This window comes from Pseudomonas saliphila, from assembly GCF_008638345.1.
In the GTDB taxonomy this organism is placed as follows: Bacteria; Pseudomonadota; Gammaproteobacteria; order Pseudomonadales; family Pseudomonadaceae; genus Halopseudomonas; species Halopseudomonas saliphila.
Window position 1 is genome coordinate 112,081 of sequence record NZ_VTVA01000002.1, and the last position, 21,254, is coordinate 133,334.

Annotated in this window: 18 protein-coding genes and 1 tRNA gene; 1 reads left to right on the forward strand and 18 read right to left on the reverse strand. The window is 58.4% G+C overall.

Features of this window, described 5'->3' with window-relative positions; genetic code table 11:
* Positions 1-33: 33 nt before the first annotated feature.
* The 8 genes from FHK95_RS02595 to rnr all read right to left on the reverse strand — a co-directional run bounded on the left by FHK95_RS02595 (position 34) and on the right by rnr (position 9,559).
* On the reverse strand, positions 34-2,247 hold the full coding sequence (locus tag FHK95_RS02595) for a YgiQ family radical SAM protein (RefSeq protein WP_150303292.1): 2,214 nt from the start codon (positions 2,245-2,247) through the stop codon (positions 34-36).
* Positions 2,248-2,261: 14 nt separating this feature from the next.
* The gene (gene dnaB, locus FHK95_RS02600; RefSeq protein ID WP_150303047.1) at positions 2,262-3,668 is read right to left on the reverse strand and encodes a replicative DNA helicase; all 1,407 of its coding nucleotides are present in this window, start codon (positions 3,666-3,668) and stop codon (positions 2,262-2,264) included.
* A gap of 164 nt (positions 3,669-3,832) precedes the next feature.
* Positions 3,833-4,279, reverse strand: coding sequence for a 50S ribosomal protein L9 (gene rplI / locus FHK95_RS02605; RefSeq protein WP_150303048.1), 447 nt, complete (start codon positions 4,277-4,279; stop codon positions 3,833-3,835).
* 38 nt (positions 4,280-4,317) lie between these two features.
* The gene (locus FHK95_RS02610; RefSeq protein ID WP_150303049.1) at positions 4,318-5,193 is read right to left on the reverse strand and encodes a hypothetical protein; all 876 of its coding nucleotides are present in this window, start codon (positions 5,191-5,193) and stop codon (positions 4,318-4,320) included.
* Positions 5,194-5,232: 39 nt separating this feature from the next.
* Entirely contained in the window at positions 5,233-5,463 is a 231-nt protein-coding gene (rpsR, locus tag FHK95_RS02615; RefSeq protein ID WP_150299626.1) for a 30S ribosomal protein S18, read from the reverse strand.
* Positions 5,464-5,505: 42 nt separating this feature from the next.
* Positions 5,506-5,973: a 30S ribosomal protein S6 gene (gene rpsF / locus FHK95_RS02620; RefSeq protein WP_150303050.1), complete on the reverse strand. Its 468-nt coding sequence runs from the start codon at positions 5,971-5,973 to the stop codon at positions 5,506-5,508.
* Between the two features lie 238 nt (positions 5,974-6,211).
* Positions 6,212-6,961, reverse strand: a complete 750-nt coding sequence (gene rlmB / locus FHK95_RS02625) for a 23S rRNA (guanosine(2251)-2'-O)-methyltransferase RlmB (RefSeq protein ID WP_150303051.1) — start codon at positions 6,959-6,961, stop codon at positions 6,212-6,214.
* Positions 6,962-6,970: 9 nt separating this feature from the next.
* On the reverse strand, positions 6,971-9,559 hold the full coding sequence (rnr, locus tag FHK95_RS02630) for a ribonuclease R (protein ID WP_150303052.1): 2,589 nt from the start codon (positions 9,557-9,559) through the stop codon (positions 6,971-6,973).
* Positions 9,560-9,737: 178 nt separating this feature from the next.
* On the opposite strand from rnr, the gene FHK95_RS02635 reads away from it, so the two are divergent.
* Positions 9,738-9,824, forward strand: a tRNA-Leu gene (locus tag FHK95_RS02635).
* A gap of 261 nt (positions 9,825-10,085) precedes the next feature.
* Here the strand turns inward: FHK95_RS02635 and FHK95_RS02640 are convergent.
* From FHK95_RS02640 to FHK95_RS02685, 10 genes are all read right to left on the reverse strand, one after another.
* Complete coding sequence (locus FHK95_RS02640) at positions 10,086-11,375, reverse strand: adenylosuccinate synthase (RefSeq protein WP_150303053.1); 1,290 nt, start codon at positions 11,373-11,375, stop codon at positions 10,086-10,088.
* Between the two features lie 53 nt (positions 11,376-11,428).
* Positions 11,429-12,610, reverse strand: coding sequence for an ATP phosphoribosyltransferase regulatory subunit (locus FHK95_RS02645; RefSeq protein ID WP_150303054.1), 1,182 nt, complete (start codon positions 12,608-12,610; stop codon positions 11,429-11,431).
* A 41-nt stretch (positions 12,611-12,651) separates the two neighbouring features.
* Positions 12,652-12,846: a DUF2065 domain-containing protein gene (locus FHK95_RS02650; protein ID WP_150303055.1), complete on the reverse strand. Its 195-nt coding sequence runs from the start codon at positions 12,844-12,846 to the stop codon at positions 12,652-12,654.
* Positions 12,847-12,982: 136 nt separating this feature from the next.
* Positions 12,983-13,855, reverse strand: a complete 873-nt coding sequence (gene hflC, locus FHK95_RS02655) for a protease modulator HflC (RefSeq protein ID WP_150303056.1) — start codon at positions 13,853-13,855, stop codon at positions 12,983-12,985.
* Positions 13,855-15,045, reverse strand: coding sequence for an FtsH protease activity modulator HflK (hflK, locus tag FHK95_RS02660; RefSeq protein ID WP_150303057.1), 1,191 nt, complete (start codon positions 15,043-15,045; stop codon positions 13,855-13,857). The genes hflC and hflK overlap by 1 nt, the downstream gene beginning before the upstream one ends.
* A gap of 110 nt (positions 15,046-15,155) precedes the next feature.
* Entirely contained in the window at positions 15,156-16,457 is a 1,302-nt protein-coding gene (gene hflX, locus FHK95_RS02665; RefSeq protein ID WP_150303058.1) for a ribosome rescue GTPase HflX, read from the reverse strand.
* Between the two features lie 17 nt (positions 16,458-16,474).
* The gene (hfq, locus tag FHK95_RS02670; protein ID WP_150303059.1) at positions 16,475-16,729 is read right to left on the reverse strand and encodes an RNA chaperone Hfq; all 255 of its coding nucleotides are present in this window, start codon (positions 16,727-16,729) and stop codon (positions 16,475-16,477) included.
* Between the two features lie 270 nt (positions 16,730-16,999).
* A complete protein-coding gene (gene miaA / locus FHK95_RS02675; RefSeq protein ID WP_150303060.1) occupies positions 17,000-17,992 on the reverse strand; it encodes a tRNA (adenosine(37)-N6)-dimethylallyltransferase MiaA in 993 nt (330 codons plus the stop codon).
* Positions 17,992-19,845 carry a DNA mismatch repair endonuclease MutL gene (gene mutL, locus FHK95_RS02680; protein WP_150303061.1) on the reverse strand — a complete coding sequence of 618 codons (1,854 nt, stop codon included), beginning with the start codon at positions 19,843-19,845 and terminating at the stop codon, positions 17,992-17,994. The genes miaA and mutL overlap by 1 nt, the downstream gene beginning before the upstream one ends.
* Positions 19,835-21,229, reverse strand: a complete 1,395-nt coding sequence (locus FHK95_RS02685; protein WP_235906703.1) for an N-acetylmuramoyl-L-alanine amidase — start codon at positions 21,227-21,229, stop codon at positions 19,835-19,837. Before FHK95_RS02685 ends, mutL begins: the two co-directional genes overlap by 11 nt.
* Positions 21,230-21,254: the final 25 nt, after the last annotated feature.

Here is a 21,254-nt window from a genome sequence, read left to right on the forward strand (position 1 = left end):
GCTAATAGCCAGTTCCGATCGCCACCATAGTCGTCAGCCCGCAGTCCTGCCAGCGCCCCTGCCTTTGCCTTTTGTGCTGGTACTCTTGCGTCCTCCGCCCGTGTCGCGCGGTGGCAGTCCGGTATGTTGCGTCAGAATGCGACCTACTTTTTTACTGCCCTGGGGGGTGGAATTCTTCCGCCGCGCGCTGTGATAGCCTTCCAAGGCAGGCTGATGGGTTGGCACCAGATGTTGCTTACTGTTGCCTATCAGATCAGCGCGACCCATTTCCGTTAGCGTATCGCGCAGCAGAGGCCAGTTCTTGGGGTCGTGATAGCGCAGGAACGCCTTGTGCAACCGACGTTGCCGCTCGCCCTTGACGACCGTCACCGCCTCGCTCTTGTAACCGATCTTGCGCAGCGGATTCTTGCCGGAGTGATACATGGCCGTCGCGGTCGCCATCGGCGAAGGGTAAAAAGCCTGGACCTGATCGGCACGAAAGCCGTTACGCTTGAGCCAGAGTGCCAGATTCATCATGTCTTCATCGGTCGTACCCGGGTGGGCAGCGATGAAATAGGGAATCAGGTACTGCTCCTTACCCGCCTCCTTGGTGTACTTCTCGAACATCTGCTTGAATCGATCATAGGAGCCGATCCCGGGTTTCATCATCTGATTCAGCGGGCCAGCTTCCGTATGTTCCGGCGCGATTTTCAGATAACCGCCTACATGATGGGTGACCAGCTCTTTGACATATTCGGGAGACAGGACCGCCAGGTCATATCTCAATCCGGAGGCGATAAGCACCTTCTTGACGCCTGGCAGCTCACGTGCCTTGCGATAAAGCCCGATCAGAGAGGAATGGTCAGTCTGTAAATTACTGCACACGCCCGGAAATACACAGGACGGCTTGCGACAGGACGCCTCGATCTCGGGGGTTTTACAGGCGAGCCGGTACATGTTTGCAGTCGGCCCGCCGAGGTCAGATATAACCCCCGTGAAACCCGGCACCTTGTCCCGGATTTCCTCGATCTCACGAATGATAGAATCATGCGAGCGGTTCTGGATGATCCGTCCCTCGTGCTCGGTTATGGAGCAGAAGGTACAGCCACCAAAACACCCGCGCATGATATTCACCGAGAACCGGATCATGTCATAGGCAGGAATCTTCGCATCCCCATAGGTCGGATGAGGCACCCGGGCGTAAGGCAAGCCGAAGACGTAATCCATCTCTTCGGTATCAAGCGGAATCGGCGGCGGGTTGAACCACACGTCCTTCTCGCCGTCTCGCTGAACCAGGGCACGCGCGTTACCGGGATTGGTTTCAAGGTGCAACACGCGGTTGGCGTGCGCATACAACACCGCGTCGTTCTTGACCTTCTCGTAGGACGGCAGGCGAATTACCGTCCGGTCCCGCTCCAACCGTGGGTTCGGCAGTAGATGGATGACCTGGGTATCATTCGCCTCGGCTTCCGGGCCCTTGGACTGCTCCACGGCGCAGGCGCTGGTATCCTGGGTGTTGACGTAGGGATTGACGATCTTGTCGACCTTGCCAGGGCGGTCAACCCGAGTGGAGTCGAGTTCAAACCAGCCTGCGGGGGTGTCCTTGCGCACGAACGCGGTGCCGCGAACATCGGTGATCGACTGAACATTTTCTCCACGGCTGATCCGCTGCGCGACCTCGACGATGGCGCGCTCGGCGTTGCCGTACAGCAAAATGTCAGCCTTCGAATCGAGCAACAGGGAATGACGAACCTTGTCCTGCCAGTAATCATAGTGGGCGATACGTCGCAGCGACCCCTCGATGCCGCCCAGCACGATCGGCACATCCTTGAACGCTTCCCGGCAGCGCTGGCTATACACGGCACTGGCACGGTCGGGACGTTTGCCCGCCTTGCCACCTGCGGTGTAAGCATCGTCGGAGCGAATCTTGCGATCGGCGGTGTAGCGGTTAATCATCGAATCCATGTTGCCCGCCGCAACGCCGAAAAACAGATTCGGCTTGCCCAGCTTCATGAAATCATGCTTGCTGTGCCAGTCCGGCTGACTGATGATGCCGACGCGAAAGCCCTGCGCTTCCAATAAACGCCCGATGATAGCCATGCCGAACGACGGATGATCCACATAGGCGTCACCGGTCACAATGATGACATCGCAGCCGTCCCAGCCAAGCAGGTCCATCTCCTCTCGGCTCATTGGCAGAAAGGGTGCTGGGCCAAAACACTCGGCCCAATACTTCGGATAATCAAACAGCGGCTTGGCAGCCGGCATACTGAGAGCCATATCTACTCCATATCCCCGTAGCCGGAATAAGAACCGGGCGCCAGGTTTTCAAAACGGGTGAACTTGCCCAAAAACGCCAGGCGTGAGGTACCGATTGGGCCATTACGCTGTTTGCCGATGATGATTTCGGCGATGCCCTTGTCCTGCGAATCCTGGTGGTACACCTCGTCACGGTAGACGAACATGATCACATCAGCGTCCTGCTCGATCGCGCCGGATTCACGCAGATCCGAGTTGATTGGCCGCTTGTTGGGACGCTGCTCAAGCGAGCGGTTGAGTTGCGACAATGCCACAACCGGCGCATTGAATTCCTTGGCCAGGGCCTTCAGCGAGCGCGAAATTTCGGAAATCTCATTGGTACGGTTCTCCGAACTGGTGCCGCCGACCCGCATTAATTGCAGATAGTCGATCATGATCAGACCCAGATCCCCATGTTCACGCACCACCCGGCGTGCCCGTGCACGCATCTCGTTAGGCGACAGGCCGGCCGTATCGTCGATGAACAGCTTGCGGTCGTTCAGCAGGTTGACCGCAGAAGTCAGTCGTGGCCAATCCTCGTCCTCAAGACGGCCTGAACGCACCTTGGTCTGATCTATCCGGCCCAGCGAAGACAGCATACGCATGATCAATGAATCGCCTGGCATCTCCAACGAGAAGACCAACACCGCCTTCTCACTGTTCATTACCGCGTTCTCGACCAGGTTCATGGCGAAGGTCGTCTTACCCATCGAGGGACGTCCGGCCACAATGATCAGGTCGGCAGGCTGCAGACCCGAGGTCATTTCGTCCAGATCAGTGAAGCCAGTCGACAGACCGGTAATTGCTCCATCGCTGTTGAACAACGTATCGATACGATCGATGGCCTTGGTCAGCAGCGTATTCACCGACTCCGGCCCGCCGGTCTTAGGACGGCTTTCGGCGATGGCAAAAATCTTGCGCTCGGCATCATCCAGCACGTCAGCGGCCTGCATACCCTTCGGATTGAACGCGGTGTCTGCGATCTCCGAACTGATACTGATCAGCTGACGCAGGGTGGCACGCTCGCGGATGATGGCCGCATAGGCGCTGATATTCGCAGCGGAGGGGGTATTCTTCGCCAGCTGGCCGAGGTAAGACAGGCCACCAACCTGATCCGCAAGGCCTTCGCGGTCAAGGTCCTCAGCCAGAGTCACAACATCAAATGGCTGGTTGCGCGCCGCCAGCCGGACCATCGCGCGAAAGATCAGGCGATGATCATGCCGATAGAAGTCAGTCTCGCTGACCAGCTCCGAAATCCGCTCCCATGCGCTGTTCTCCAACATCACACCGCCCAGCACCGCTTGTTCCGCCTCGATGGAATGGGGTGGAATCTTTAATGCAGTGGTTTGCAGGTCAAGCTCAGCAGTAGCGCTATAGACAGAATCATTCATGGGCAAGGGCTCGAAACGGCGGAGACAGAAAAGACAACACGGCGCATGTCTGGGACATGCACCGTGTTGGTAAGTCTAACTGCAAAGCTGCGTTAGATCACCAGCGACGCAATCAGCCGCACCGTGACGATCCAAACGCTGCCAGGCAGTCCGGGAAGCTCCCGTTAGCCAGCAACGACTTCCAGCTTGACAGTCGCTTCCACGTCGGTGTGCAGGTGCACAGCAACGTCGAAGGTGCCGACGTTACGCAGCGGGCCTTCTGGCAAGCGGACTTCGCTTTTTTCCAGTTCGACGCCAGCGGCAGTCACGGCATCGGCGATGTCACGCGTACCGATGGAACCGAACAGCTTGCCTTCTTCACCAGCGTTGGCCGTGATGGTCACGGTCAGCTCAGCCAGCTTCTCGGCACGTACTTCTGCTTCGGCCTTGCGCTCTGCAGCGATCTTTTCCAGTTCAGCGCGACGCGCTTCAAAGGCTTCGACGTTTGCGGCGTTGGCCGGAGTTGCCTTACCGAACGGCAACAGGAAATTGCGAGCGTAACCTGCTTTAACAGCGACTTTGTCGCCCAGATTACCTAGATTCGCGATCTTTTCGAGCAGGATAACTTCCATAACGATGACCTCTTGAAATTCAACCTTGGCTGTTCGATTCAATCTGCCGGGCCGTCTGGCGACCGCAGGCGGGAACGAATATCGAACAAGCTATCAACAAACGCTAAAAACATAATCAGGGGATAGACGAACTGGGCGACGAAAACAAACATCGCATACAGCCCTACCAGCCACACAGTGCCCATTTTCTTGATGCCGACAATGCCGTGCATAAGGGCCAGGCCTGCCAGCAACAACGGAATACTGGCTACAGGCGCCACAATTGCCAATGCCGGCCACTGCGGTCCGAGAACGGTCAGCACCAACAGTCCGATCGCCACCCAGGGCGACAACCGCAACTGGTGAAACTCCTCGCGAAATCCGCCCGGATTATACAGCCGGGCCTGCCAGGATCTGCCTATCATCAGACTGACCAACACCATCACCGCATGCACCGCACCCATCAACCCCGCCAGTACTGGTACGAGCAGCGCCTCGAGCTGAGCCATACCGGCCTCATCGAGTGCACCGTTCATGCCGGCAAGCATTTCCGGGAGCATCTCCTGGATCTGCGCGGCCAGTGCCACCAGCGGTTCATTGAGGACCGTCTGCAGCACTACCGCATACAGCACCCCTAAGGGCACAGCAGCGAGTACTACAACAGCCCAGTCGTTACGATGGCGTAGCAGCACGGCGAGCGACGCACTTCCCAGAATGACCAGCAAGGGCGTCAAATCACCCATTGCTGCCCAGGCCAGGGCCGGCAAAATACCCCATATCAGGATAGAGAGCGCTTCGTTCAGACCGCGGCGCAGGATAACCAGCGCCAGGGCCGCGGCACTGAACCAGAATAGCAACGGTATCGCAGCCGTAACAGCCACCACCAGGGTGGCCTGCTTGCTACCACCCATGATGTATTCGGCCAGACCGCGCATGCTGATTCAGTACCCCTGATTACATGTTTTCAGCTCAGATCAACGACCGTGACTGTCGGTAAACGGCAGCAGGGCGAGATAACGGGCGCGCTTGATGGCAACTGCCAACTGACGCTGGTATCTGGCCTTGGTACCGGTTATGCGGCTAGGTACGATCTTGCCGGTTTCAGTGACATAGGCCTTCAAAGTGTTGAGATCTTTGTAATCGATCTCTTTTACATTTTCTGCAGTGAAACGGCAGAACTTTCTACGACGGAAAAAACGTGCCATGGCAGCGTCTCCTTGGAATCTGAAATGGGGACCGAAAAGAAATTACTCGTCGTCACCGTCATTGGTGTCGCGGCTTTCGTTGTCAGCGTTACGATCATCCGACTCGTTGTCGTCACGACGCTCGCTACGCTCACCACGATCGCTGCGCTCACCGCGTTCACCGCGCTCGCCACGATCACCACCACGAGTATCTTCGGGCTTCATCATGTCGGACTGTTCGGTAACGGCTTCGTCACGACGGATAACCATGTTACGAATCACGGCATCGTTGTAACGGAAGTTCTCGGTCAGCTCATCCAGTGCCTTGGCGCTGCACTCAACGTTCATCAGGATGTAATGGGCTTTGTGGATCTTGTCGATCGGGTATGCCAACTGACGGCGGCCCCAGTCTTCAAGACGGTGGATCTTGCCATCGTCTTCTTCAATCAGCTTGGTGTAACGCTCGACCATCGCGTTAACCTGCTCGCTCTGGTCCGGATGAACCAGAAATACGATTTCGTAATGACGCATTGGTGCTCCTTACGGGTTGTAGCCAGCCACCCAAATGGTCTGGCAAGGAGTAGAACTCCAGTTTGGGGCGGCTATTCTAGGGAAGGCGGAGACAACTAGCAAGGGCAGCACTGCGATAAGCGCGCAGCTGTAAATCGGAAGGGAAGCCTCTTGTCGACGGCGCGCCACGGGATAGCGCTCAAGCGACCGCGAAACCCGACCAAACCCAGGGAGTCCAGTCGGGTGCTCGATTGAGACTCTAGCGAGCCTGGGTTCTTTGGCGGACTGCTTCGAACAGACACACGCCGGCGGCGACCGAGACATTGAGACTGCTGACAGTCCCTCCCATGGGCAGCTTGGCCAGGTAATCACAATGCTCGCGGGTCAGACGGCGCATGCCGCTGCCTTCGGCACCCATCACAATGACACTAGGCACCTTGAGATCGACCGTATACAGCAACTGCTCAGCTTCCCCCGCAGCGCCCACCACCCATAAGCCGCGCTGCTGCAATTGCTTGAGCGTGCGAGCCAGGTTGGTTACGGCGACCAGGGGTACGGTCTCAGCGGCACCACAGGCAACCTTGCGTACGGTGGGCGACAAACTGGCGGAGCGGTCGCGGGGAATAATCACCGCATGCGCGCCCGCAGCATCAGCACTTCGCAGGCAGGCACCGAGGTTATGCGGATCAGTGACACCGTCGAGCACCAGCAACAGCGGAACACCTTCCAGTTCATCGAGCATATGGCCGAGCATGTCTTCGGACCATAACTGACTGGGTGCAACCACCGCAATTACACCCTGATGAACACCACCGTCAGCCAGCTTGTCCAGCTCCTCCGGCGAGAGGTGCTGAATAGCCACCTTGTGCTGCTGCGCAAGATCCACCAACTCCTGCATCCTGGCGTCGATCCGCCCACGCACCAGGTGTAGCTGCTTTACGCGCTTGGAGGCGTGCTGCAGCATCGCTTGTACGGCATGCAGGCCGTATACATATTCCTTATCGCTCATTCGATCGATCTAACCTTTCTCGGGCCGAGCCTTACGCTTGCGCGGCGGACGAACATTCTGAGGAGCAGCCGCAGGCTTGCTTTCGGCAGTACCACGTCCGGACTTGCGCTCAGCCGCACGGGCCGTGCGCTTCTCCGGCGCGCGTGGCGACTTCGTCTTACTCCCTTTGCCGCGACCCTTGGCGTCGGTGGAGGCCGCACCCTTAGCGTCTTTCATCAATTTGCTGCGTGCAGCCCGGCTGGCATCTACCTTGGCCCCACCGACAGTGGCCGGCTGATCCTTGGCCATCTCGAAGTCGATCTTGCGGTCATCCAGATCAACCCGTGCAACCTGTACGCGAACCGAATCACCCAGGCGGAAGGTCCTGCCGGAGCGCTCGCCCGTGAGACGGTGATGCACAGCGTCGAAGTTATAGTAATCGGCCGGCAAAGCCGTGATGTGCACCAGACCCTCGACGTAGAAATCGGTCAGTTCGACGAACAGGCCGAACCCGGTCACAGCCGTTACCAGGCCGTCGAAGTTGTCGCCTACCCGGTCCTGCATGAATTCGCACTTCAGCCAGCTAAGCACATCCCGAGTCGCCTCGTCCGCTCGCCGCTCATTCTGCGAGCACTGCTCGCCAAGACGCTCGAGTGTCGGAAGATCGTATGGATATATTGCAGCCTTGGGAACGGCGGCTCCACCGCTGCGCTTGACCCGATCGGTTGTTTTCCTTGAGCGAATAACGCTGCGGATAGCCCGATGCACCAGTAGATCAGGATAGCGACGAATCGGCGAGGTAAAGTGGGTATAAGCTTCGTAATTCAAGCCAAAGTGCCCAGCGTTATTCGGGCTGTAGACGGCCTGACTGAGCGAGCGCAGCATGACTGTCTGGATCAGCTGAGCATCTGGCCGACCCTGCACTTTCTGCAACACCGCACTGTAATCTTCCGGCGTTGGATCGGTGCCCTTGCGACTCAGGGTCATACCCATGGACGCCAGAAACTCGCGCAGACGCTCGATCTTCTCGGGCTTCGGCGAATCGTGGACGCGATACAACGAGGGCACTTCGAGCTCCTGCATGAACCGCGCGGTCGCCACGTTGGCACACAGCATGCTTTCTTCGACGATCTTGTGCGCATCGTTGCGAGTAGTCGGACGGATCTCAGCGATCTTGCGATTCTCGCCAAAGATGACGCGGGTCTCGGTCGTCTCGAAATCAATCGCCCCACGCCCCTGCCTGGCCTTGGCCAGCGCCTTGTAGAGCTCATACAGGTTTTTCAGATGCGGGAGTACTTCAGCGTATTCATCGCTGAGCGCTTTGCCTTCCTTGCTACGCGGATGCTCAAGCATCGACGAGACCTTGTTGTAGGTCAGACGCGCGTGGGAATGAATAACCGCTTCGTAGAACTGGAAATCGGTTAGCTCACCGCTCTTGGATACGGTCATCTCGCACACCATCGCAAGACGGTCCACATTCGGCATCAGCGAACACAGGCCATTGGAAATGGCCTCTGGCAGCATGGGGATCACTTCGCTCGGGAAATAGACCGAGGTGCCACGCAGCTCGGCTTCCTGATCCAGCGCCGAGCCAAGCGGAACGTAGTGAGAGACGTCAGCGATGGCGACGTACAGCTTCCAGCCGCCAGAGAACAATCTCCAGCCACTGGCCTTGTGCGGTTCGGCGTAGATGGCATCGTCGAAGTCGCGCGCATCCTCGCCGTCAATGGTGACCAATGGCAGGTGCCTGAGATCAACGCGCTTGAGCTTGTCTTTCTCTTCCACCGTATCACTGAGACGACCCGCCTCCTCCAGAACAGCTGACGGCCAGACGCTGGGAATGTCATAGCTACGTAGCGCAACTTCGACCTCAACCCCTGGCGCCATGTAGTCGCCGACGACCTCGATGATCTCGCCCTGCGCCTGCCGGTGGATTGCCGGCCACTGGGTGATGCGCACTTCAGCGTACTGACCGTGCTCCGCGCCGCCGTCCAGGCCGGGCGGAATCAATACTTCCTGATTGATCTTGGCATTGTCTGCGACCACGTAGCCGATACCGTTCTCGACGTAATATCGCCCGACCAGCACTTCGTGCGCACGCTCGATCACCTCCACGATCGCGCCTTCGCTGCGGCCACGTCGGTCCACGCCGGTTATCCGCGCCAGCGCCCTGTCACCGTCGAACACCAGACGCATCTGCGCCGGCCCGAGGAACAGGTCGTCGCCACCGTCCTCGGGCACCAGGAAGCCGAAGCCGTCGCGATGACCCTGTACGCGGCCTCGGATCAGATCGAGCTTGTCGACAGGGGCGTAGGCGCCGCGGCGGGTATAGATAAGCTGGCCGTCGCGCTCCATGGCGCGTAAGCGACGGCGCAGGGCTTCGATTGCATCTTCATCGTCGAGCCCGAATTCCTGCTGCAGCTGCGCGCGGGTGGCAGGTGCGCCGCGCTCTTCCAGCAACTGCAGAATCAGTTCACGGCTTGGGATGGGATTGTCGTACTTCTCTGCTTCGCGCTGTGCTGCGGGATCCTGATTGATCCAATCGGTGGGTCCGGAGCCCGAACGTGAAGCGTTGCCCGACAAGGATGTCGGGTCTTGGGGTTTGGTCTTTTTAGTCATAGGCGCCTATTGAACCGCGAATCCGCTCCACTTGCACCTGTTTCCGTCGATATACAATTATTTTTGCAAACAGGGGTTTACAGACCTTCGCAGGGTTCGTATTATTCGCGCCGTCAACACGACAACGGTTGGCAAGAACGAACCCAGCGTTCATCTTAGCACTCGTTGTCGATGACGCGCCCAGGTGGTGAAATTGGTAGACACGCTAGCTTCAGGTGCTAGTGGCCGCAAGGCCGTGGAAGTTCGAGTCTTCTCCTGGGCACCAATTACAAAAACCGGACAATGTCCGGTTTTTTGGTTTTTACGGTTCGATAAATACCCCCCACGCTTCATGATTATCGCCTTCCCTAATCGAGTCAGCCTCTGGACAGCGCTCCATCGGCGAGCCCGACCGCGCTGCAACCGTCTCACCTTGGCAGTTATCCGCCCCCAGAGAACAAAAAACCCGCATTTCTGCGGGTTTTTTTGAAACGCATTCAGCCTTGCAGCCTTGCAGCCTGACTGCAGACGCTAACGCATCATCAGCTCAGAAAATCTGCCGCTGAATAATGGTCTCGTGACGATCCGGGCCGGTTGACACCAGATCGATCGGCGCGCCGACCAACTCTTCGATCCGGGCAATATAGGCGCGCGCATTGGCAGGCAGATCATCCAGAGTTTTGACGCCCAGCGTCGACTCGCTCCAACCGGATATCTCTTCATACACCGGTTCAAGACCCAGGTAGCTGTCAGCATCGCTGGGCATCTCGAGCACTGCTCCATCGGCGTTACGATACCCTACGCAGATCTGGATAGTCTCGAGACCATCGAGCACATCCAGCTTGGTCAGGCACAGCCCGCTGATACTGTTGACCTCGATGGCGCGACGCAGGATCACCGCGTCAAACCAGCCACAGCGGCGAGCACGCCCAGTGGTAGAGCCGAACTCGTGACCGCGCTCAGCAAGACGGGCGCCCGTTGCATCGAACAGTTCAGTCGGGAAAGGACCCGAGCCAACACGCGTTGTATAGGCTTTGGTGATACCCAGCACATAGTCGAGATACAGAGGCCCGAAACCCGAGCCGGTAGCCGTGCCACCCGCCGTGGTATTGGAACTGGTGACGTAGGGATAGGTACCGTGATCGATGTCCAGCAGCGAGCCCTGCGCCCCTTCGAACATGATGTTCGCGCCTTCACGACGCAGCTCATGCAAGCGCGCGGTCACGTCAGTCATGAGCGGCTTCAGCCATTCGGCGTAACCCATGGCTTCGTCGAGCGTCTTCTGGAAATCAACCGGCTCGACCTTGTAGTAATGCTCAAGGGCAAAGTTGTGATATTCGAGTACTTCGGCCAGCTTGACCGCAAACCGTTCAGGGTTGAACAGATCGGCTACACGCAGCCCGCGGCGGGAAACCTTGTCTTCATAGGCCGGACCAATGCCGCGACCGGTGGTGCCGATCTTGGCTTCGCCGCGCGCTTTTTCACGGGCCTGATCCAGCGCCACGTGATAAGGCAGAATCAGCGGGCACGCCGGACTGATACGAAGACGATCGCGCACCGGCACACCTTTGGCCTCCAGCTCACCCAACTCCTTAAGCAACGCTTCAGGTGACAACACCACGCCATTGCCGATGAAACAGGTGACGTTTTCCCGCAGGATGCCTGACGGAATCAGGTGCAATACGGTTTTCTCGCCATCGATGACCAGGGTGTGACCTGCATTGTGTCCGCCCTGATAGCGCACAACGGCCGCTACCTGGTCGGTCAGCAGATCGACTATCTTGCCTTTACCCTCATCACCCCATTGGGTGCCCAGGATGACAACATTCTTACCCATGTTCAGCTCTAGCCTCGTTTGTTAAGTGGCGGCCTGGCAGGCCGTAAATCGAATTAAAGTGCGCTGACCTGCCAACCGTTACCCGCGTAACGCAGGATCCGGTCACAGCCATACTCTGCAGCATCACCTTCCAGCTGACCCGGCAACGCGACTATTACGCGCTCGCCCTGACGCCGCAGCGCGACGACTTGACTCTGGAGGTCTGCCTTGTCGGTAAAGGGCGCCCAAATCCCGGCGGCTCGGCGACTACTGATATTGCCGCGCTCAACCAGGAGCTTGAGATCAGTAGAAAACCCGGTAGCCGGTCTGGCTCTGCCAAAATCCTTGCCGATATCGTCATACCGTCCGCCTTGAGCGATGCTCTGGCCGACGCCGGGCAGGAAGGCGGCAAACGCGACACCCGTGTGATAGTGATAACCGCGAAGCTCACCCAGGTCAAAATACAAGGGGATCGACGGATATCGCTGCTTCAAGGTCTGGGCCAGCTCTGCGAGATCATCCAGCGCGGCCATCACCGATTCGGGCGCGCCGTCGAGCAACACGTGGGCGCGCTCAAGCACTTCTGTGCCCCCCGACAACTCGACCAGACTGGACAACATAGCGGCGACAGATGACTGCTCAAATCCCGCGGTTATCGCCCTCACCTCATCCACCGCCTTGCGCTGCAAGGCATCGAATAGCGAATGCTCCACCGACGCATCGAGACCCGCCGCCTGAACCAGCCCGCGATAGATGCCGACATGTCCGATATCCAGATGAACGCCTTCGACCTGACAGGCATCCAGAGTTTCGAGCATCAGTGAGATAACCTCAATATCGCTCGCGCAGGACGCATTACCATACAACTCCGCGCCGAGCTGAATCAGACTTCGGGAGGTAGACAGTGGACGTGGCCGGGTGTGCAACACACTGCCGCAGTAGCATAAGCGACTGACGCCTTCGGCACCGAGAGTGTGGGCATCGATCCGGGCGACCTGCGGAGTGATGTCAGCACGCAGACCGAGCATGCGCCCGGATAGCTGATCAGTCATCTTGAAGGTCTGCAGATCCAGATCATGCCCGGCGCCGGTGAGCAGGGATTCGAGGTATTCGATATGCGGAGTAATGACCAGGTCATAACCCCAGCTGGCAAACAGATCCAGCAATTGGCGACGGGCGGTCTCGATGCGTGCGGCCTCTTCAGGCAGCACCTCTTCTATCCCGTCGGGCAACAGCCAACGATCAACAGTAGGCATTTTCACAACCTTATTACTTTCGCAATGGACGCCGGCACCCGCTAACGAAGCAGATACAGACATGCGGTTCCGATCAACATGCTCGCCAAGCCTGAGAGTCTGACCTGGCGATCGGTAAGCTGGCCGAGACTGGCTAGCAGCTGTTTCCAGCGCGCCGGAGCCAGAAAGGGCATCATGCCTTCGATGATAAGCATCAAGCACACTGCTGTCGCAAAGCCTAGCAACACACCCTGCATCCTTGACGATCAGCCGTCTCAGGCAACAACCAGCGGAGTGCCGGTCACAAAAAAGCCGGGCGGGCCCGGCTGCGCGATTGTAGCATGTTTTCAGCCAGCCACACCCGCTACGTAGCAGGTGCGGCTGAGGCTGGGTTCAGCGGCTCTGACCGCGCTGCAAGTACTGGAAGAACTCGCTTCCCGGATCCAGGACGAGAATGTCCGACTTATCCGAAAAGCTCTCGCGATAAGCCTGCAGGCTACGGTAGAAGGAATAGAATTCAGGATCCTTGGTGTAGGCATCGGCATAGATTGAGGCGGCCTGCGCATCACCGTCACCGCGGATTTCCTCGGCTTCACGGAACGCCTCGGCAAGGATAACGCGCTGCTGACGATCAGCATCTGCACGAATCCCCTCACCCAGCTCGCGACCCTTGGCGCGGTGCTCACGGGCTTCCCGCTCACGTTCGGAGCTCATCCGCTCGAACACGCTACGGTTGACCTCGCTCGGCAGATCCATAGCCTTCACGCGAACGTCCAATACCTCGATACCCAATTCCCGCTGCGCGCTTGTGTTCAGCGAATCGGTAATATCGGCCATCAGCTGATCGCGCTCGCCGGAGACAACTTCATGCAGGGTGCGACGGGCGACTTCATTACGCAGCCCTGATTCGAGCTGACGAGACAGACGCTCCTCCGCCAGGGTTCTTAGCCCGGAAGTGGAGGTGTAGTAACGCTGTACGTCCGCAACCCGCCATTTAGCGTAGGAATCCACCATCAGCGCTTTCTTCTCTAACGTCAGAAAGCGTTGAGTCGCTGTGTCCAGGGTGAGCAAGCGTGAATCAAATTTCTTCACGTCCTGAACAAAAGGCACTTTGAAGTGCAGCCCAGGCTCAAGGTCAGCCTTGACCACCTTACCGAACTGCAGCACCAGACCCCGTTCAATCTGACTGACTACGAAGAAACTGTTCCAGCCAACCACCAATACAACCAGTGCGGTAATCAGTCCAAACATCGACTTGTTACTCATTAACGAGTCTCCCTAGCGCGCGGATCGCGTGGCGGCAACTGCACTGGCGTGCGTGCAGAAGCATCGGCGCCAGACGAATAACTGGTTGAGCTCGATGACGAACTGCCAGAACCACCCTGCTGCATCAACTTATCCAACGGCAGGTACAACAGATTGTTGCTGCCTTCGCCGCCTGACACCAGAACCTTGCTGGTACTGCTCAGCACGTCCTGCATGGTTTCGAGGTACAGACGCTCACGCATGACCTGAGGCGATTGCTGATACTGTGCAACCAGCAGATTAAAGCGTTCGGCCTCACCCATGGCACGGGCGACGACTTCATCGCGGTAACCATTGGCTTCTTCCATAAGCCGCTGAGCCTGACCGCGTGCTTCAGGAATAACGCCATTGGCATAGGACTCAGCCTGGTTACGCTCGCGGACCTCATCTTCACGGGCCCGGATAACGTCATCAAACGCGTCCTGCACTTCATTCGGCGCCTGAGCGCTTTCGATGTTCACCTGCACCACCGTGATACCGGTATTGTACAAGTCAAGATAGCGCTGAAGCCGCTCGGTCGTCTCGACACCCATCTGCTCACGACCTTCGGTGAGCACCTGGTGCATCGATGTCGAACCGACCACGTGACGCAAGGCGCTTTCGGTCGCATGACGCAGACTGGTTTCAGGATCCTCGTTCATCAACACGAAGTTTTCGAGATTGGAGATGCGGTACTGCACAGCCAATGGCACTTCCACGATATTCTCATCTTCGGTCAGCATCTGCCCTTGCTGGCGATACGAACGAACCTGAGTCACGTTGCGCTGAAACTTGCGCTCAACGGGCGGGAAGTACAGGTGCAAGCCTGATTCTACGGTACGGTTATACTCGCCGAAACGCAGCACAATCGCCTGCTCTTGCTCGTCAACCATATAAACCGCGTTGAACAGCCACACTGCCAGAATGATCAGACCGGCAACAAACCACATGGCCTTCGGAATACCGGCACCGCCGCCAGTTCCTTTGCCGCGATCACCGCTGCCTTTCTTGCCCCCAAACATCTTGTTGAGGCTATCTTGAAGCTTCTTCAAAGCTTCATCGAGATCGGGCGGACCTTGCTTACCGCCGCGATTGCCGCCTCGGTTTCCGCCACTTCCCCAGGGATCCTGGTTATTCGAATTGTTACCACCACCAGGCTCATTCCAGGCCATAGCGTTCTCCGTTGTTTGAAACGTTACGTCGCGAAGTCATGCATGCCCGACGCGGATCCGGGCAATCTTACCGCAAAAGCCTACGGCAGCGCGAACCGCTGCCCTTGGCATTATTGCAGAGTGTGTTGTTTGAGAAAGTCATCCATTTGCCACCCCTCGCGCTTCAACAATCGGTTGAAATCGCTGCGCGGGAGCCGCACCTCGAGCTCCTGACGGCCATCTTCTGCGACACGCTCGCCGAGCACCGCGCCTGCATCGTACAACTGCGCGCGCAGGCGCGCTTCCGCATGCTCGATGAGCAGCCATTCCTGCATCATGTCTTCGCCCAACCGCTCGGCAAGGGCCTGGGCAACCAGCTCCAGACCCTGCCCGTTCTGAGCGGAGATCCATACGCGTACCGGCTTACCCTGCTCGTCACGCTGAATCTGCGGCTCGAAGTCCTCCAACAAATCGATCTTGTTGTAGACCTCCAGAATGGGCAATTCCAGCGCACCAATCTCGCTCAGCACCAGATGCACCTGCTCGATGTGCGAGGCGCGTTCTTCGTCCGCCGCATCAATGACGTGCAACAGCAGATCAGCCTGACTGGACTCTTCCAGGGTGGCGCGAAAAGCTTCTACCAGCTTGTGCGGCAAGTGCCTGATGAAACCCACTGTGTCGGCCAGAATCACCGGCCCAATCTCGGCCAGCTCAATTCGGCGCAGGGTCGGATCGAGCGTGGCGAACAACTGGTCAGCAGCGAACACGCTGGATTCGGTGAGCACGTTAAACAGCGTGGATTTGCCCGCATTGGTATAACCAACGAATGACACGACGGGAATTTCCGCACGCTGACGGGACCGGCGCGCCTGCTCTCGCTGGCTGCGAACCTTCTCCAGACGCTGGGATATCTGCTTGATGCGAGCGCGCAACAAACGTCTGTCGGTCTCAAGCTGGGTTTCGCCCGGGCCGCGCAAGCCGATGCCACCTTTCTGCCGTTCAAGGTGCGTCCAGCCCCGCACCAGGCGGGTGCTCAGATGGTCCAGCTGGGCGAGTTCGACCTGCAACTTGCCTTCATGAGTCCGTGCGCGCTGAGCAAAGATATCGAGGATCAGTCCGGTACGGTCGACAACGCGACACTGCAGCTCACGCTCGAGATTACGTTCCTGACTAGGGGAGAGGGTGTGATTGAAGATGATCAGATCGCCCTCATGGCTGGCGACCAGTTCACGTAGTTCGTCTACCTTGCCAGCGCCCACCAGAAATCGTGGGCTCGGCTGAAACCGGTTAACGGTGAGGAAAGCAACTATGTCGGCTCCTGCAGACGCGACCAGCTCAAGAAACTCCTGGGGATCTTCTCGGCTGGACTCATCCATGCCCTCGAGATGAACAAGCACAGCTCGCTCACCCCCTTCATGGCGTTCAAAGAACAATCAGGCCTCCGCAATTCTCAAGGATTGTCAGTTTCAGCCTCGTCGCCTGTAGGCTGCACTGGTAGGCGCACCGGACGACCCGGTACTACTGTCGAAATTGCATGCTTGTAAACCATCTGGCTGACAGTGTTCTTTAACAGGATAACGAATTGATCAAAAGACTCGATCTGACCCTGCAGCTTGATGCCGTTTACAAGATAAATTGATACCGGAACACGTTCTTTGCGCAGAACGTTCAGGTAAGGGTCTTGTAGCGAATGCCCTTTTGACATTACCTCACTCCTTAAATGGGAACCGTTTATATGAAACCCTTGAACCTTCCGGCACTGAGTCATGCTGCTTCGATATCGCGTTAAACGCCCGCTCGGAGTAGAAGAGTGGACCCCGTAGTTCGATTTCGCTCTGCCTGACCTTCGCTAGCTGAAGCTCCAGAGATTCCTCATGCATTAAAATGCGTTTTTTGCCGGCCTGTCTATTATCCTTAAGACGAGCAGGCAGTGTCCTTATGACTGCAAAAACAAGGTTAGCAGAACATTTGTAAACTATATTGTGATCCGCTGCAGACGTTTCAAGGCCCCCTCGAATCTTTTTGGATCGAGGCTGTCGAGCCATTCGATCTCAGCATCCCATCCGCGCAACCAGGTGAACTGCCGCTTAGCCAGTTGGCGCGTTGCAATAATCCCCCGCTCGGCCATTTCCTGATAGCTCAGATTTCCCTCTAGATAGTCCCAGGCCTGCCGGTAACCTACGGCTCGCACGGACGGCATAGTGGTATCCAGATCTCCCCTGGCGCGCAGCGTCTCGACTTCCTCTATGAAGCCCTGTTCAAGCATCGAGGTAAAACGCTGCGCAATGCGATCATGAAGCACACGGCGCTCTGCGGGAGCTATCGCCAGGTGGTGCATAGTATAGGGTAAATTCTGTTGCGCAGGCGCGCCGGCCTCAGCTTTTTCTTGGGCCTGGCGAGCGTGCCAGGCGCTCAAGGGCACGCCCGACAGCAGGTACACTTCATAGGCCCGCTGGATGCGCTGGGGGTCATTGGGGTGGATGCGTGCAGCAGACGCTGGATCGATCTTGGCCAACGCTGCGTGCACTGCTGGCCAGCCTTGTTGATTGGCTGAATCGGTGATGCGCTGCCGCACCGCCGGATCTGCGGACGGCATGTGCGCCAGGCCGCCCGAGAGCGCTTTGAAATAGAGCATGGTGCCGCCAACCAATAACGGAATGCGCCCGCGCCTGACAATCGCAGCCAGCAACTCGATCGCGTCATCGCGAAATCGGGCTGCCGAATAGGCTTCGGCCGGATCAAGAATATCCACCAGATGATGCGGATAGGCGGCGAGCGTAGCGGCATCCGGCTTGGCCGTGCCTATATCCATGCCACGGTATATCAGAGCCGAATCGACACTGACCAGCTCGCACGGCAAATGATCGGCCAGGTGCAGGGCCAACTCCGTCTTGCCTGAAGCCGTGGGGCCCATCAGACAGATTACCGGCGGCAAAGCCGAATCCTGTACCGCATCAAGGTTGGCCATCAACGACCACGCAGAAACAGCTTATCCAACTCGGTCATACTCATCTGGGTCCAGGTGGGACGGCCGTGATTGCATTGACCGCTACGTTCAGTCTGCTCCATGTCGCGCAGCAGACCGTTCATCTCGGTGAGTGTCAGGCGCCGGTTAGCCCGGATGGCCCCATGGCACGCCATCGTTCCCAACAATTCATTCAGGTGTGCCTGAACACGATCGCTGGTGCCATACTCCATCAGGTCTGCCAGCACATCCCGAACCAGCTGAGGTGCATCCGCCTGACGTAGTAGCGAAGGGATTTCACGGATAGCGAGACTCTCAGGCCCCATGCGTTGCAGGGCAAATCCGAGGCGGACGAACCAGCTGGCGTACTCCTCAGCGCAATCGGCTTCGCGCTGACTGACCGCAATCGACTCGGGCACCAGCAACGGCTGACTGCGCAACCCTTCCTGGTCCATGGCCAGCTTGAGCCGTTCATAGGTAATGCGTTCGTGCGCCGCATGCATATCCACGACCACCAGCCCGAGGGTATTTTCGGCGAGAATATAAACACCATGCAGCTGAGCAACGGCGTACCCCAGCGGCGGAATCTCCTGCGCATTGGCCAAGTGCCCAGCCGCTTCAGGTGCCGAGCCATACAGGCCGCCATACGCCTGGGCTGCACCAGCCAGGGCGGCTGCCGTAGGACGTTCCGGCATAAGCTGGGAGGAGCTCGCGTTCCAGGCCGCAGCAGGCTCTGCCAGCGGCATATGCGTCTGACCGGAAAACACGCCGACAGCCAAGCCATTGGCGACCGGCAAGACTTGAGGCGACGGTTCAGGCACAGCCTGCGCCTGCTCGCCGGGGCGTTGATCGGCCAATGCGCGGTAGAGCGTACTGAACAGGAAATCATGCACCATGCGCCCGTCACGAAAGCGCACTTCGTGCTTGGTCGGGTGCACATTGACGTCCACTACGGCCGGATCGACTTCCAGGAACAGCACAAAGGTCGGGTGCCGCCCATTGAAAAGGACATCACGGTATGCCTGACGCACGGCATGGGCGACCAGCTTATCCTTGATCGTGCGGCCGTTGACAAAGAAGTACTGCAGGTCGGCCTGGCTGCGGGAAAAGGTCGGCATGCCCACCCAGCCCCACAAGCGCAGCCCTTCGCGCTCACTGTCGATACTCAGTGACTGCTCGACAAACGCCGGCCCGCATATACTCCCGACGCGCCGCCGGGCCTCCTGTTCGGTATGCGCCGGGCGCAGTCCGAGCACGGTGCGCCCGTTGTGTCGCAGATTGAAGGTCACATCGAAGCGTGACAGCGCCAGTCGCTTGACCACTTCTTCAAGATGGGAGAACTCGGTCTTCTCGGTTCGCAGGAATTTACGCCGGGCGGGTGTATTGAAGAACAGATCGCGGACTTCCACCGTGGTCCCGCGCGGGTGCGCTGCAGGCTGCAGGCGCGGCGCCATATCGCGTCCTTCGGTCTCGACCTGCCAGGCCTGGTCAGCGCCTTCTGCGCAGGACGTCAGCGTCAGGCGGGACACCGAGCTGACCGAGGCCAGCGCTTCTCCGCGAAAGCCCAGCGTAGCCACCCGTTCCAGATCGTCCAGATCGCGAATCTTACTGGTCGCATGACGCGACAACGCCAGCGGGAGGTCGCCTTCAACGATGCCTACACCGTCGTCGCGCACGCGCAGCAGCTTGACACCGCCCTGTTCGACGTCGATATCGATTCGTAACGCCCCGGCATCGAGACTGTTTTCCAGCAGTTCCTTGATTACCGATGCCGGGCGCTCAACCACCTCTCCCGCTGCAATCTGGTTCGCCAGGCGTGGGCTCAGCAACTGAATGCGCGACATCTCAGAAGTCATTCTGTACCAGCACGCTACCGGTAGGCACCTTGAGCACCTGGCCTATCCGGATTTCGTCGTTACCAATCCGGTTCGCCTGTTTCAGGCTCTGGAGACTGATGTTGTAACGCGCCGCGATCATCGTCAGCGTGTCGCCACGGGTGACGGTGTGTTCGCGCGGGCCTTGAGCAATCTTGCCATTGGCCTTGAGCGACGCGACACGCGTCCCGGGGGGCGGGTTACGCAGGAAGTAGCCGTGGATACCTTGATGGATGGCCCGCGCCAGGGACTGCTGGTGCTTGCGGGTGACCAGCTTTTGCGCCTCACCCGGATTGGAGATAAAACCGGTCTCAATCAGGATGGACGGGATATCCGGCGACTTGAGCACCATGAAACCCGCCTGTTCGACTCGGCGCTTATGCAGCGGGGTGATCTTGCCGATAGAGGTCAAGACCTGGCTACCGACATCAAGGCTGGCGGAGAGGGATGCCGTCATCGACAGATCAAGCAATACGCTGGCGAGCACCTGATCCTTGTTGCCCAGACTCACACCCCCGACTCCACCGATCAGATCGGAACGGTTTTCCTTATCGGCCAAGAGCCGGGCGGTTTCGGACGTGGCGCCATTATCCGAGAGGGCATACACCGAGGCGCCAAAAGCACTGGTTCGCACAAAGGCATCGGCATGAATCGATACGAACAGGTCCGCATTATGTTTGCGTGCAATGTCAGTCCGTTTGCGCAGCGGGATGAAATAATCACCGGTTCGGACCAGCTCAGCGCGAAATCCCGGTTCGGCGTCTATCAGCGCCTTGAGATCGCGCGCGATCGCCAGCACCACATGCTTTTCGTAGGCGTTCTTGTGGCCCACTGCGCCAGGATCCTCGCCACCGTGGCCGGCGTCCACCGCGACGATAATGTCACGACTGCCGATTTCACTGGCCGAACGCGTGGGCCGTTGCGGCAAGGGAGATGCCGAGGGCCGGGGCGCGGTCTGTGACTGCAACTGGTTCTGCGGCTGGCCCTGGTCGAACAGATCCAGCACCAGACGGTGCCCATGCTGCTGGTTGGGCGGCAAGGTGAAGCTCTTGGCAGTGACCCCCTGCTTCAGATCGATGACGATGCGCAGGTCCGTTCCATTGCGCTGAGCGGATCGCAAACCGCTGAGCGGCGTATCACTCAGCGGCAAAGCATCCGTCGCGGCGCTGAAATTTGCATTCGCGATGTCGACCACGATGCGTTCCGGGCTGCTCAGAGTAAACAGCTTATGGTCGGCCGGACCGCTCAGATCGAACACCACGCGAGTGTTGTCAGGCGCTCGCCAGACACGCACGTTCTCGATTTCGGCAGCGCTCGCCGTGCCGGTAACCAGCGCACACAACGCTACCAGCGCCCAGATGGCCAGAGCCTTACCTTGTCCCAGGGTGAAT

Coding starts and splice junctions, on each gene's coding strand:
- FHK95_RS02595 (WP_150303292.1), bottom strand. CDS start 2,247: ATGCCGGCTGCCAAGCCGCTGTTTGATTATCCGAAGTATTGGGCCGAG.
- dnaB (WP_150303047.1), bottom strand. CDS start 3,668: ATGAATGATTCTGTCTATAGCGCTACTGCTGAGCTTGACCTGCAAACC.
- rplI (WP_150303048.1), bottom strand. CDS start 4,279: ATGGAAGTTATCCTGCTCGAAAAGATCGCGAATCTAGGTAATCTGGGC.
- FHK95_RS02610 (WP_150303049.1), bottom strand. CDS start 5,193: ATGCGCGGTCTGGCCGAATACATCATGGGTGGTAGCAAGCAGGCCACC.
- rpsR (WP_150299626.1), bottom strand. CDS start 5,463: ATGGCACGTTTTTTCCGTCGTAGAAAGTTCTGCCGTTTCACTGCAGAA.
- rpsF (WP_150303050.1), bottom strand. CDS start 5,973: ATGCGTCATTACGAAATCGTATTTCTGGTTCATCCGGACCAGAGCGAG.
- rlmB (WP_150303051.1), bottom strand. CDS start 6,961: ATGAGCGATAAGGAATATGTATACGGCCTGCATGCCGTACAAGCGATG.
- rnr (WP_150303052.1), bottom strand. CDS start 9,559: ATGACTAAAAAGACCAAACCCCAAGACCCGACATCCTTGTCGGGCAAC.
- FHK95_RS02640 (WP_150303053.1), bottom strand. CDS start 11,375: ATGGGTAAGAATGTTGTCATCCTGGGCACCCAATGGGGTGATGAGGGT.
- FHK95_RS02645 (WP_150303054.1), bottom strand. CDS start 12,610: ATGCCTACTGTTGATCGTTGGCTGTTGCCCGACGGGATAGAAGAGGTG.
- FHK95_RS02650 (WP_150303055.1), bottom strand. CDS start 12,846: ATGCAGGGTGTGTTGCTAGGCTTTGCGACAGCAGTGTGCTTGATGCTT.
- hflC (WP_150303056.1), bottom strand. CDS start 13,855: ATGAGTAACAAGTCGATGTTTGGACTGATTACCGCACTGGTTGTATTG.
- hflK (WP_150303057.1), bottom strand. CDS start 15,045: ATGGCCTGGAATGAGCCTGGTGGTGGTAACAATTCGAATAACCAGGAT.
- hfq (WP_150303059.1), bottom strand. CDS start 16,729: ATGTCAAAAGGGCATTCGCTACAAGACCCTTACCTGAACGTTCTGCGC.
- miaA (WP_150303060.1), bottom strand. CDS start 17,992: ATGGCCAACCTTGATGCGGTACAGGATTCGGCTTTGCCGCCGGTAATC.
- mutL (WP_150303061.1), bottom strand. CDS start 19,845: ATGACTTCTGAGATGTCGCGCATTCAGTTGCTGAGCCCACGCCTGGCG.